At 61.5% G+C, this 12,411-nt stretch carries 13 protein-coding genes and 1 pseudogene; 7 read left to right on the top strand and 7 right to left on the bottom strand.

The window, feature by feature from the left end:
- Positions 1-79: 79 nt before the first annotated feature.
- Positions 80-640: pseudogene (locus IB244_RS25810) on the top strand (dihydrofolate reductase family protein).
- Between the two features lie 43 nt (positions 641-683).
- Here the strand turns inward: IB244_RS25810 and IB244_RS25815 are convergent.
- On the bottom strand, positions 684-1,751 hold the full coding sequence (locus IB244_RS25815) for a cyclic nucleotide-gated ion channel (RefSeq protein WP_192306119.1): 1,068 nt from the start codon (positions 1,749-1,751) through the stop codon (positions 684-686).
- 340 nt (positions 1,752-2,091) lie between these two features.
- Here IB244_RS25815 and IB244_RS25820 point away from each other — a divergent pair, with 340 nt between their 5' ends.
- Both IB244_RS25820 and IB244_RS25825 read left to right on the top strand, forming a co-directional pair.
- On the top strand, positions 2,092-2,673 hold the full coding sequence (locus IB244_RS25820) for a transglycosylase SLT domain-containing protein (protein WP_018858594.1): 582 nt from the start codon (positions 2,092-2,094) through the stop codon (positions 2,671-2,673).
- A gap of 141 nt (positions 2,674-2,814) precedes the next feature.
- On the top strand, positions 2,815-3,045 hold the full coding sequence (locus tag IB244_RS25825) for a hypothetical protein (RefSeq protein ID WP_025660367.1): 231 nt from the start codon (positions 2,815-2,817) through the stop codon (positions 3,043-3,045).
- A 38-nt stretch (positions 3,046-3,083) separates the two neighbouring features.
- On the opposite strand, the gene pdeM is transcribed toward IB244_RS25825, so the two are convergent.
- The 4 genes from pdeM to IB244_RS25845 all read right to left on the bottom strand — a co-directional run bounded on the left by pdeM (position 3,084) and on the right by IB244_RS25845 (position 8,550).
- Positions 3,084-3,809 carry a ligase-associated DNA damage response endonuclease PdeM gene (gene pdeM, locus IB244_RS25830; RefSeq protein WP_018858596.1) on the bottom strand — a complete coding sequence of 242 codons (726 nt, stop codon included), beginning with the start codon at positions 3,807-3,809 and terminating at the stop codon, positions 3,084-3,086.
- A 106-nt stretch (positions 3,810-3,915) separates the two neighbouring features.
- Positions 3,916-6,426: a ligase-associated DNA damage response DEXH box helicase gene (locus IB244_RS25835; RefSeq protein WP_192306121.1), complete on the bottom strand. Its 2,511-nt coding sequence runs from the start codon at positions 6,424-6,426 to the stop codon at positions 3,916-3,918.
- Between the two features lie 51 nt (positions 6,427-6,477).
- Positions 6,478-7,731: an NAD(P)/FAD-dependent oxidoreductase gene (locus IB244_RS25840; protein WP_018858598.1), complete on the bottom strand. Its 1,254-nt coding sequence runs from the start codon at positions 7,729-7,731 to the stop codon at positions 6,478-6,480.
- Positions 7,732-7,794: 63 nt separating this feature from the next.
- On the bottom strand, positions 7,795-8,550 hold the full coding sequence (locus tag IB244_RS25845; RefSeq protein ID WP_018858599.1) for an ABC transporter substrate-binding protein: 756 nt from the start codon (positions 8,548-8,550) through the stop codon (positions 7,795-7,797).
- Between the two features lie 174 nt (positions 8,551-8,724).
- On the opposite strand from IB244_RS25845, the gene IB244_RS25850 reads away from it, so the two are divergent.
- Positions 8,725-9,225, top strand: a complete 501-nt coding sequence (locus tag IB244_RS25850; RefSeq protein ID WP_018858600.1) for an RrF2 family transcriptional regulator — start codon at positions 8,725-8,727, stop codon at positions 9,223-9,225.
- A 29-nt stretch (positions 9,226-9,254) separates the two neighbouring features.
- Positions 9,255-9,716 carry a carboxymuconolactone decarboxylase family protein gene (locus IB244_RS25855; RefSeq protein ID WP_018858601.1) on the top strand — a complete coding sequence of 154 codons (462 nt, stop codon included), beginning with the start codon at positions 9,255-9,257 and terminating at the stop codon, positions 9,714-9,716.
- On the opposite strand, the gene IB244_RS25860 is transcribed toward IB244_RS25855, so the two are convergent.
- Positions 9,713-10,348, bottom strand: coding sequence for a YitT family protein (locus tag IB244_RS25860; RefSeq protein WP_018858602.1), 636 nt, complete (start codon positions 10,346-10,348; stop codon positions 9,713-9,715). The two genes, IB244_RS25855 and IB244_RS25860, sit on opposite strands and share 4 nt — an antisense overlap.
- A 210-nt stretch (positions 10,349-10,558) precedes the next feature.
- Positions 10,559-11,491 carry a methyltransferase gene (locus IB244_RS25865; RefSeq protein ID WP_192306123.1) on the bottom strand — a complete coding sequence of 311 codons (933 nt, stop codon included), beginning with the start codon at positions 11,489-11,491 and terminating at the stop codon, positions 10,559-10,561.
- 146 nt (positions 11,492-11,637) lie between these two features.
- Here IB244_RS25865 and IB244_RS25870 point away from each other — a divergent pair, with 146 nt between their 5' ends.
- The gene (locus IB244_RS25870) at positions 11,638-11,904 is read left to right on the top strand and encodes a DUF6460 domain-containing protein (RefSeq protein WP_018858604.1); all 267 of its coding nucleotides are present in this window, start codon (positions 11,638-11,640) and stop codon (positions 11,902-11,904) included.
- A gap of 1 nt (position 11,905) precedes the next feature.
- Positions 11,906-12,403, top strand: coding sequence for a CAP domain-containing protein (locus IB244_RS25875; RefSeq protein ID WP_192306124.1), 498 nt, complete (start codon positions 11,906-11,908; stop codon positions 12,401-12,403).
- The last annotated feature ends 8 nt before the right edge of the window (positions 12,404-12,411 follow it).

Below are 12,411 nucleotides of genomic sequence, written 5' to 3' on the forward strand. Positions count from 1 at the left end.
GACTGCTTGCATTTTGCCATCAGTCAACCAAGCGTTCAACCAGTTACGAGTCGCAACCAGTTTCGAGGAGGACGAAGGGATGAGAAAGCTTATCGTTTGGAATCTGATGACGCTTGACGGCTATTTCGAAGGGACGAAGCCGTGGGATATCGATTTTCACACTCTTGTCTGGGGTCCCGAACTGCAACAGTACTCCGAGCGTCTTGGCGAAGAGGGCGACCTGCTCGTCTTCGCCGCAAGACATATGAGGGCATGGCCGCCTATTGGCCGACCGCCACGGACGAGGAAGGCGAGAAGATCAAGACCTATATGAACGGCATTGCCAAGATAGCCGTATCGAGGTCGATGCCGACGGCCGACTGGAACAACCCGCGTCGTGAGTGAACCCGTCTCGGAACTCAAGAAGCTGAAGGCCGAAACCGGCAAGTCGATCTTCATTTTCGGCAGCGCCGAACTGGCGGATTCGCTCCTGAAGGAAGGCCTGGTGGATGAGATCCGCATGTGCCTTGTGCCTGTCATCCTCGGCGGCGACAACCCACATTTCAAACCGGGAGACTGGCAGCTTCCGCTGAGGCTACTGGACAGCACGACGACGAAGAACGGCGCAGTGATCCTTCGCTACGAGCCGGTCCAAGCATGAGCGTCAATGGCTGCGGCCCTGCCGCAGCCACAGCGGGATTGGATCAAGCATTCGGCAGCCCGCCCCGTCGCTCAAGCGCAGTCTTGCGGATGGTCTCTGCGATCTCGGGGCTGCTGCTCGACAGCATCTGGAACTCCACCGCATAGAGCGACAGCAGCGACACCTCAGTTGCGGCACTGACAGTTGCTGATCGCGGCTCGCCCGTGATCAGCGCCATCTCGCCGAAAAAGCTTCCGCTGCCAAGTTCCACCGGATGATCGGGGGTTGCCACGCTGACCCGCCCCTCGACGATGAAGAACATCTGATCGCCAATATCACCCTTGCGACAGATCACGCTACCGGCAGGGACGACGCGCGGTCGCAGCGCCCGCACGATCTCGACGAGTGCGGCAGCGCCGAGCTTCTGGAATAGAGGTACGGCGGCGACCAGTTGCCAGTTGCGAACAAAGTCCTGACGGCGAACCTCTTCGTAGAAACCGGTGGCGAGGATACCGGCCCAAAGCGCAAAAATGCCGATACCGCTCATCATCACCAGGCCAGCCAGTATCCGCCCTCCGAGGCTCTGCGGGATCTCGTCGCCGTAGCCGGTCGTCGACAACGTCACGACGGCCCACCACATCGCCTGCGGGATGCTGCCGAATTTGTCTGGCTGGACGTCGCGCTCGATGACATAACCGGCCAGCGCGGCACCAAAGAGAACGATGCCGAAGACCGACGTGACGCCAAGCAGATTGCGCGATTCGTTCGCAACCACCTTTGCCATCAGCCTGAAGAAGCTCGAGTCCCGCAGCGGCTTGAGAAGCCAAATGGCGCAATACAGGCTCCGATCGCGGGATCCAACGAACAGGAATGCAACGACCGGAACCAGAACGGCAAGCAAATCGATCGCAAGGGCCGTCACCCCGCTCGACGGGCGTTGTCGACGTGAGAGCAACGTCCCAACCAATTGGAGCACATAGACCACCCAAATTGCCGCAAGCAGCAACTCAAAGGCCAATTGCTCTTCCGCGGCGAGATTGGGCGTCGTCAGCGCAGCAACGATCAGGAGACCAATTGCGGCGAACAGCGCGTTGATCGGCGTCGAAATCTTCGAGAAAGGCACTGCCGACATCAGACACTCCCAACCGCGCCCGGCATTCTTCGACAATAAATGCCTTTGGGCCACGCGCAAAGTACACTTGAACCAACGCTCGTGCGGCCTCCCAGGGCCAGGCAGTTTGGCAAGGGAAGCGGGCCTGACGGCCAAACTGTTCTTCGAGCGGCGAGGTTTCGTCGTTTTAACGCAGCAAAGCGTCGAAAAGCGCAGGCGGGCGCTGACAAAATTCCGGATTGGAAAAGCTGCTCTCCTAAGCGGCACTGCCGCCATTTGCAGGTGGCAACTCGCATTCCGCTAAAAACCGCTCGTTAATATTTACGAGTTAGTAATCTCTCGGAAACGAGAGGTTCTTGTAATGCGTATCCGTGCCCTCCCCGCTCTCGTGCTTCTGGCACTTGTTGCCGGCTGTGCGACCGCTCCCAAACAGACCCGAAACATCTGCGCCGTCTTCGAGCAGCGCGACGGGATGTTCACGAGCTGGCAGCGCGCGGCGGAAAAGACGGAGCGCAAGTATGGCGTTCCGGTTCCGATCCTGATGGCGACCATGTATACCGAGTCCGGCTTCCAGCCCTATGCGCGACCACCGCGCACCAAGCTGTTCGGCTTCATTCCGTGGACGCGACCTTCGACGGCTTACGGCTATTCGCAAGCGCTCGACGGCACCTGGGATCACTACCAATCCGCCACCGGCAGCTGGGCCGCGCGCCGCACCAACTTCGCCGATGCGATCGACTTCATCGGCTGGTACCACGCGCAAAACAGCCAGGTGACCGGCATTCCCCTGAACGATGCCTACAACCTCTATCTCGCCTACTATTCCGGCCCGAAGGGTTACGTGCGCGGCGACTGGCGCTCGAATGCACAGCTGCAGAAGACGGCGCAGCGGTTCAACAACATGGCAGTGACCTATCAACGGCAATTGCAGGAGTGCAATTAAGGCCTTCACTGGGAACGTCCAATAGAAACACTATACAACACGAACCAAACAAAATTGGGTCGATCTTCGTACATCTACAGTATTGTTTGACAATACATTCGGGACCATGGGATTCTTTCCGAAATAGAATCAGGAGAATAGATGGCCGAGCGCTACTTATACGATTACAACTCGCACCGGGCGGTCATGTATGAGGTTGGCGACTATCTGTATGCGCTTTCTGGCAACAAAGCGGAACACTGGATCTCCGGCGACTACATCTTCAACACGAAGACACAGGCGATTGCCTTCTGGATTCTGGGAAACGATGTGTACGGCCATCTCGGCCGTGGTGAGCTCACTCGCCAGCCGCTCTACTATTTCGGCGACTAGCGCGACGGCGGTTTGCACGCCTGTCGCCTATCGCGCGCTTAACCCACCAGGTTGCCAAACCTGACTGAGTAGATCCGGTCACGCCCAAGGAGGTGGGCGATGAGCGCAGTGTGATCGAACAGGCCCTTCATCGCCTTGTGGCGAAGGTCGAGGCCGCCGGTCAAGACGCCGAAGGCCGGCATCAGCAGGCGGGCGCCGTCGGTGGCAAAGCACGGCCGGCGGACGGATTTTTCGCGGCGGCGGACGGTTGCGGCCGGATGCAGGTGCCCGGCGATCTCGCCCTGCTGCAGCCCGCCTCTCGGCTCGTGGCGGAAGGTCAGACCGCCGTAATGCATCTCATCGACGGAAGCACCCGGCAGATCGACAGTGCCGTCAGGATCATGATTGCCGTTGATCCAGATCCATTCGCGGCCGCGCGCCATTTCCGCAATCAGGCTGCGGAACGACTCGGGCAGATGCGCCGAGCCGACGCGGTCGTGGAAATTGTCGCCGAGCGAGACCACCAGCTTCGGGTCGTAGCGGGTGATGACGGCCGAAAGCACAGTCAGCGTCGCCAGCGTATCGTAGGGCGGCAGCATCATGCCGCGACGGGCGAAGGCCGCACCCTTTTCGAGATGCAGGTCGGACACGACGAGAATGCCGGCATCGGGCATGTAGAGCGCGCCGAGCGGATCGCAGACGGCGGCAACGCCGTGGACCGAAGTCTCGACGCCCGGTCGCGCGGCCAGTCCGTTCAGTTCACGCGCAAGCGCCAGGCGGTTCATCACTCGGGTCAGTCCTTGGTCTCGGAAGCTCCTTTTCGGGTCGCTCCCTATCTCCGTATCGGGCATTCCGGATGGTAAGCCGGCGCAAACCTATCCGGGACTTATTCTAAGCCAGCGCCTCGGCGATCAGGTCGTCGGCGGCTTCCGCCAGCACGGCATCATGCGCCTCGCCATGCACTGGCTCCTTGCCGATCTCCAGCATGACGGGGACCGCCAGCGGCGAGATGTGGTCGAGCGCGCGATGCGTGATATGGCCCTTGATTCGCCTCAGCATATCGCCAAGCCGGGAAATATCCAAAAGCCCGCTTGCCGCATCCTGCCGCGTCGCCTGCAGCAGAATGTGATCCGGCTCGTGGGTTCTCAGCACATCATAGATCAGATCGGCCGAGACCGTGACCTGGCGCCCGGTCTTTTCCTTGCCCGGGTGACGGCGCTCGATCAAACCTGCAACCACGGCACAATTGCGGAAGGTTCGCTTCAAAAGGAAAGATTCGTCGAGCCAGCTTTCGAGATCGTCGCCCAGCATGTCCTCGTCGAAGAGATCGGCAAGGCTGAGCCGGCCGTTGCGGATCATCAGCCCCATGTCCTCGAAGCCCCAGATGCCGAGCGAATAATCCGTCGCGACGAAGCCGAGAGGCTTGGCGCCGGCTCGCTCGAGGCGCCGGGTCAGCAGCATGCCGAGCGTCTGGTGCGCCAGTCGTCCCTCGAAGGGGTAGATCACCATGTAGCAGCGGCTTCCGCGCGGAAAGGTCTCGATCAAGAGCTCGTCGCGCTTCGGCAGCATCGACTTTTCCTGCTGGATCGCCAGCCAGTCGCGCACCTGGTCCGGCAGGCGGCGCCAGCGGTCGGGATCTGCTATCATCGAGCGCACCTGGTCCGCCAGATAGGTGGAAAGAGGAAACTTGCCGCCGGCATAGGATGGGATCTTCGGATCCATCGAGAAGGCCTGCGAGGCAACCGCCTCGTTCTCGCGGATGCCCTCGAAACGTAGCACCTTGCCGGCGAAGATGAAGGTGTCGCCGGGCGAAAGCTGCTCGAGGAAGTATTCCTCGACCTTGCCCAGCGTCGCACCGCCGCGGCCGATCCTGCCGCCTTTGCCGCGCTTGACCATGCGCAGGTTGAGCATCGGGCTTTCAACGATGGTGCCGAGGTTCAGCCGGTATTGCTGGGCGACCTGGGGATTTGAGACGCGCCAGCGTCCTTCCTTGGTCTTGCGGATCCGGGCATAGCGCTCATAGGTGCGCAGCGCATAGCCGCCCGTCGCGACGAAATCAACGACGCGCTCGAAGGTCTCCCACGAGAGATCGGCGTATGGCGAGGCGCTCAATATCTCGTCGAAGAGTTCCAGCATATCGAAAGGTTCGGCGCAGGCCATGCCGAGCACATGCTGCGCCAGAGCATCAAGCGCGCCCTTCCCGACCGGCGGCGTGTCCTGCGCGCCGATATAGTTCGCGTCGAGTGCTGCCTGGCATTCCATCACCTCGAAGCGGTTGGCGGGCACGAGGATCGCCTTCGACGGCTCGTCCATGCGGTGGTTGGCGCGGCCGATGCGCTGGGCAAGCCGCGAGGCTCCCTTTGGCGCGCCGACATGGACGACAAGATCGACATCGCCCCAGTCGATGCCGAGGTCGAGCGTCGAGGTGGCGACAACCGCCCGTAGCCGGTTTGCCGCCATCGCGGCCTCCACCTTGCGGCGCTGGCCGACATCGAGCGAGCCGTGATGCAGCGCGATCGGCAGGTTTTCCTCGTTCACCGTCCAGAGTTCCTGGAACAGCATCTCGGCCTGCGACCTGGTATTGACGAAGAGCAGCGTCGTGCGGTGGTCGAGGAGCTGCTTGTAGACGTCGGGGATCGCGTATTTCGCCGAATGGCCCGACCAGGGAATGTGCTCCTCGGTCGACAGGATCGAAATGTCGGGCTTGGCGCCGCCTTCGACGATGACCAATCCGGCGTGGTGATCCTCGCCTTCCCGCTGCGCGACTAGCCATTTCTGCAGGTCCATCGGGTCGGAGACGGTAGCCGAAAGGCCGATCGTCTGCAGGGCGGGTGCCAGCCGGCGCAGGCGGGCAAGGCCGAGCGAAAGCATGTGGCCCCGCTTCGAGGTGACGAGCGAATGCAGTTCGTCGAAAACGACGTATTTGAGGTCCTTGAAAAAGCGCTCTGCCTCGCGGCTGGCGAGCAGCAAGGCCACTTGCTCGGGGGTGGTCAGCAGAATGTCGGGCGGGCTCAATCTCTGGCGCTGGCGCTTGGCAACGGGCGTGTCGCCGGTGCGGTTTTCGACCGTCACCGGCAGGACCATTTCCTCCACTGGCTTCATCAGGTTTCTCTCGATGTCGACGGCAAGCGCCTTCAGTGGCGAGATGTAAAGCGTGTGGATACCGGTGAAGGCGGAGCCCGGGAGGATCTTGCCGCGACGCGTCAGGTCGGTCAGCGATGGCAGAAAGCCGGCGAGCGTCTTGCCGGCGCCGGTTGGCGCGATCAGCAGCGTGCTGTCACCAGCCTCGGCGCGGGCCAGCAATTCCAGCTGATGGGCGCGTGGACGCCATCCCTTGTCCGCGAACCAGCGGGTGAAAGGCTGAGGCAGGACAACGCGGGCTTCGGAATCGATCTGGTCCACGGCCCTAAAGGTAGTGCAGCGGCTGCAGAAATAGAATGGCAGACCTTGTAACTACAGGAAGCGATGCGGGTGGAAGGGCTTCGGATCGGCAAACGTGTCGTTGCCGGCCATCTGCTCGGCCAGCAGCCGGCCACTTGCCGGGCCGAGCGTCAGGCCGTGATGGGCGTGGCCGAAATTGAACCAAACGCCGCGATGGCGCGGCGCCGGTCCGATCACCGGGCGCATGTCGGGCAGGCAGGGACGCAGGCCGAGCCAGGGCGTGGCCTCCACTGGCTCACCGAGCGGGAAGAGCGCGCGGGCCTGAGCCTCGTCGCGGCGGAGCTGGATGGTATTCGGCGGCGCATCGGGCGCAGCAAATTCGATGCCCGTCGTCAACCGGATACCGCGCGCCATCGGCGCCAGCACGTAGCCGGCTTCCTCGTCGACGACGGAGTGGCCGAGCGGCTGGCCTTCGCGCTGCGCATAATGCCGGTGGTAGCCGCGCTTGACCGCCAGCGGCAAGGAATAGCCGAGCTTGCGGAAGATCAGGCCGGATTGCGGGCCGAGGGCAACGACGACCTCGCCGGCTTCGATGATCTCGCCTTCGGCTGTCGTGATCGACCAGCCGTTCTTCTCCTCGCGAAGAGCGGAGGCGTCAGCTCGGACGACCGTGCCGCCGGCTGCCGTGAAGAGGTTGGCATAGGCTGCCGTCAGCGCCTGTGGATCGGTTACGGTCTTCGGGTCGAGCCAGTGGACGGCGCCGGCGATGCTTCCACCGCGCGCGGCGAAGGCAGGCTCCATCGCCAGAAACTCGCTGGCATCGAGAATACGGATCGCCAGACCATGGGCGGACAGGCCCTCGGCTTCCGCACGGGCAGCCTCGAAACGGCGCGGGTTCTTGTAGAACGACATCCAGCCGCGCTCGCGGATGAGGTCGGAGGCGCCGGCGCGGCCAATCAGCTTGTCGTGTTCGGTGACACTGGCTTCGATCAATGGCAGCAGCGCCCGTGTCGCCTTTTCCAGATTGGTCGGCGAGGAATGCCACCAGTAGCGCGCCAGCCATTTCGCGATGCGCGGCAGGTAGGCCGGATCGTAACGGACATCCGATGAATTGTTCAGCGCATACTTGGCAATCGCGCCGAGCTGTCGTGGGAAGGCGTAGGGAACGACGGAGGAACGCTCGATCAGTCCGGCATTGCCGTAGCTGGTGCCGCCGCCCGGTTCGCCGCGGTCGGCAAGCACGACGGAGCGGCCGCGATCCTGCAAATGAATGGCCGCACTGACGCCGACAATGCCGGCACCGAGGACGAGGATATCTGTTTTCATAGGATGGACTTGATCAGAGGGCGCGGAGGCTTTTGGCCTCCGCGCGATTGGATCGGCAAGCGATCAGTAGATGTCGAAGGGGAAGTACTTCTTGGTGATTTCCTTGTACTTCCCGTTCGCAACGAGCGCGTCGATCGCCTTGTTGAAGCGCTCCTTCAGCTCGGTCTCGCCCTGGCGGATGCCGATGCCGGCCTGCGTTTCCGTACCGGGGACGTCGCCGAGCAACTTGCAGCAATCCTTGCCTGCCTTGTTCAGCCAGTCGACCACCACGAACTTGTCGGAGATCAGGGCGTCCATACGACCGTTCTGCAAGTCGGCGACGGCTTCATCCTGCGTCGGATACATCTTCGCTTCGGCGCCGCCCTTGGCGTAGACGTCGTTCAGGTAGTCGGCCTGCGTGGTCGAAGCCTGGGCGCCAACGGTCTTGCCCTTCATGTCATCGACCGAAACGCCCTTGAGCGGGCTGTCCTTCGGCACGGCAACCGCAAGCGGCGTCGTGTAGTATTTGTTCGTGAAGTCGATCTGCTTCTTGCGTTCCTCGGTGATGCTCATCGACGCAATGATGGCGTCATATTTCTTGGCCAGGAGCCCGGGGATGATGCCATCCCAATCCTGCGCTACGATCGTGCACTTGGCCTTCATCTCGTCGCAGAGCGCATTGGCCATGTCGACGTCGAGGCCCTTCAGGCTGCCGTCGGATTCGACATAGTTGAATGGAGGATAGGCACCTTCCGTTGCGATGCGGATCGTGTCCTCGGCGGATGCGAGGTGCGTCGCCGCAAGCAAGGCAGCGGCGGCCAGGAAAATCGTCTTTCTCATTGCTGTTCCCTTATTGGAATTGTTTTTGCCCAACGGGGCCGACTTTAGCGAATCCGTCCCGCTTCACAACCCCGGACGACCAAAATGCGCACGTCTATCCGATCCTTCGCATATCGCCGCTTGACAGGTGCAATAATCATAGATATTTTTTATCCACGAATTGAGGATGGTCTGATGAAACTGGGTGATGGAGTCGAGCAGGCGATACACAGCGTTTCCATGCTGGCCGGCCTTTCCGAAGGCGGGGTGCTCTCGGCCGCGGCACTCGCAGAGTTCCATGGCGTTTCGACGAGCTATCTTCTGAAGCATCTGCAGGCGCTTTCCGGCGCAGGTATCGTGAGCACGGTTCCGGGGCCGAAGGGCGGATACAAGTTGGCGAAGCCGACAGAGGAGATCAGCCTTCTCGACATCGTCCTTGCTGTCGAAGGGCCGGAGCCGGCTTTCCGCTGCGGCGAGATCCGCCAGCGCGGGCCGAACCAGCTTCCAGGGCGCTATTTCACCAAACCGTGCCAGATCAGCGCGGCGATGCTGAGGGCCGAGCGCGTCTACCGCGCCGAACTCGCCAAGACCAGCATCGCCGACATCCTGGTGCAGCTCGCTGCTGATGACGACGGCGGGATCGCCGCCCGCGGCTGCGCCTTCCTTGAGATCAATGAACGCAGAGCGGCTCGCTGAGCCGCAGAACCCTAAAAGGAGAATGAACCATGCAAGCACGTTTCAACTTCGCCAAGGCCGCGCCGGACGCTTACAAGGCGGTCGCCGCCCTCGAGCAATATGTTCAGGAATCGGGCCTTGAACGCCGCTTCATCCATCTGATCAAGCTGCGCGCCTCGCAGATCAACGGCTGCGCCTATTGCGTCGACATGCACGTGAAGGAATCCCGGCATGACGGGCTTAGCGAACAGTGGATCAACCTGATGTGCGTCTGGCGGGAATCGCCGATCTATGACGCCAAGGAACGCGCCCTTCTCGGCTGGGTCGATGCCGTGACCCGTATCGCCGAAACCGGCGCACCGGACGCCGATTTCGAAGCCCTGAAGGCCCACTTCACGGAAGAAGAGATCACCAAGATCACGGTCGCGATCGGCACGATCAATGTCTGGAACCGGCTGGCAGTCGGCTTCCGCTCGCAGCACCCGATCGACAAGCCGGCACGGGCTGCCTAAAGCGCGATGTAGCGATCGGCGCGGTGGTTGACGGCCACGAAGAGGTTCAGCACCACCGCGCCTAGAACGGAATAGAAAACCACCGGTGGCGTGGTGACAAAGAAGGCTGCGGCCAGCACACAAAGGTCGATCGCCATCTGCACGAGGCCGGCGCGGATGCCGAAACGCTCCTGCATATAGACGCCCAGGATGCCGACCCCACCGAGGCTGGCGCGGTGGCGATAGAGCGCCAGAAGGCCGAAACCCAGCAGCAGACCGCCGAGAAGGGCCGCCCAGGCCGGATGGATGGCGGAAATGTCCATGACCTTCGGCTGCAGGCTGGTCATGAGCGATGTCAGGCCGATCGCGATAAATGTCTTGACCGTGAAGGCCATGCCGAGCCGCGTCCACGAAAGATAAAAGAACGGCAGGTTGAGCAGGAAGAAGGCGAGACCGAAGTTCACGCCGAAGGCGTAGTGGAGCAGAAACGCGACGCCGGCGGTGCTGCCGGTCAGAAGGCCGGCGCTGGCCAGAACATAAAGCCCGAGCGCCGCAATAAGGCTGCCGGAGAAAATCCCCTGGACGTCTTCGACCGGTGTATGGCGAGTGGCGCTGGTATTCCAGAAACCGAGGGCATTGAAGAGCTGTGCCATTGTCGTTGATCCCCAAACGGCAGACATGTTCATATGCGCCAGGGCGAGACCCGAGCGTGACGAAATGTAGGTGATGAATGGTCCCGGGTGCCTCGAAATCCTGAAAGAACCCTACTGAATTAGCCAGGATTATCAGGCGTTTTCGCAGTGCAATCAAGCGAAATACGTAAGCAATGCTGACCTATTATTCACTTCGCAAGAATCGTTCCGCTATCCCGCCTTGCGCGTAAGGAACAGGATACCTGAAATGATGTTTGAGCCATCTTTGCGAATGGGCGTCTTGCTGACGGCGATGACCTCGAGACCGTGGCGGGCGCAGAGCGCGCGTATATAGCTTTCGGAATGGGCGTAGCGCAGCGACGGCGCGAGATGAAAGCCATCGCCCTCACCCGCGTCCTCGACCGAAAATGCGAAATCGGCGCCCGGCAAGACAAGCGCTGAAACCGCCTCGAACACACTCTCGAGATTGCCGAGATACATCAACACATCCGCGGCAGTGACGAGGTCGGCACGATGCGTCGCTCCCTCGACAAAGAGGCCCGTCGCTTCCGGAGCCAGCGACAGATCGGCTTGCGCCAAGTGATCGTAGATATGCTTCTCGGCAGCCTTGGCGAGCATGTTCTGCGACAGATCGAATCCCTCGAGGCGCGCAACGCGATCACGGATCTCCGGTCCGAGCAAGCCGGTGCCGCAGCCGAGGTCCACGGCCAACGCATAGTTCCTGCCGGTCGTCGCGACGAGCGCCGCAAGCTTGGCGGGAACGCTGTAATCGAGCTTCTCCACCAGTGACGTCTCGAAGCGATCGGCATAGTCGTCGAACAATCGCTCGACATAGCTGCTCGGCGGCTGGTCCGGCATCTCGACGTCGCCAAGCAAAGCGAGCTTGAGCTCGGCTCCGAAAATATCGTCCGGACTGACCTCCAAAGTGCGCCGGTAGGCGTCGATCGCGCCTGACTTATCGCCGGCCCTTTCGCGGTAGCCGGCCAGCCGATACCAGCCGGCCGCCCAGCCCGGCACGAGTTCCAACGCCTGCTCCATCAATTCGGCGGCGGCGTCCGGTTCGCCGCTTTCGTCGAGCATCTTGGCGTAGTCGGCGCGGCGATCGGCGATCACGTCGCCTGAAGTGAGCTGGTTGGGCTGCATGGTGAAGACCTATTGGGATTGGCCCGCATTTGGCTGCGGTCACAAAAAAACTCAAGTCCTATTTCAGAGGCGGAGACGCCAGACCTGAAAAAGGCTTGCGAGCGGCGTTCCGCGCCCGTATTTCAGGGACAAACAGGAGATGGCGCATGTCCGATCAGGTGAACAAGTTTCTCGGCGATTCCCTCGGCCGCACATTGGTCAAGCTTTTGGTCGTATCGCTGATCGTCGGCTTCATCATGGCCGTGTTCGGCTGGGCGCCGCTGGATTTCGTCTACGGCTTCCGCAATTTCGTTCTGGAAGTCTGGCATCGCGGCTTTGCCGCTTTGGGACGCGTCGGCGATTATTTGTTGCTTGGTGCGACCGTCGTGATCCCGGTCTTCGTCCTCATCCGTCTCTTCAGCTATCGGCGTTAATATGACCTCTCTCATCCTCTCGCGGCGTGGGCTACTACACATATCCGGCCTCGTGCTGGTCGCCGGTGTTGCAAGCTGCACAACCGCGCCCAAGTTCGCTTCCACGCCTTCTGATAGCGAAGACGAAACGGCGGACGCTCTACCGCTAGTCAATCAGCTGCGTGCCAAGAACGGATTGCCGCCGCTTTCGGCGGATCCTGCTGCCAAGGATGCCGCGATGTTCCAGGCCAAGCGCATGGCATCGGCAGGCAAGATGAAGCACGTGATGGGGATCGGCGACGGCTTCGGCCCGCGCGTCAAGGCAAGCGGCGTACAGATGCCGGCCGCCGAAAACATCGCGGCCGGCCAACAGTCGGTGCCGGCCGTTGTGACCGCCTGGATCAACTCTCCGCACCATCTGGAGAACATGCTCGGTCGTTACAATGGTCTCGGCGTTGCGGTAGCACGCAATTCTGCTTCCAAAAGCGTGCCCTATTGGGCAATGGTGCTTTCCGGCTGAGGCGATTC

It is taken from the genome of Rhizobium sp. RHZ02 (assembly GCF_014851575.1).
GTDB lineage: Bacteria > Pseudomonadota > Alphaproteobacteria > Rhizobiales > Rhizobiaceae > Rhizobium > Rhizobium altiplani.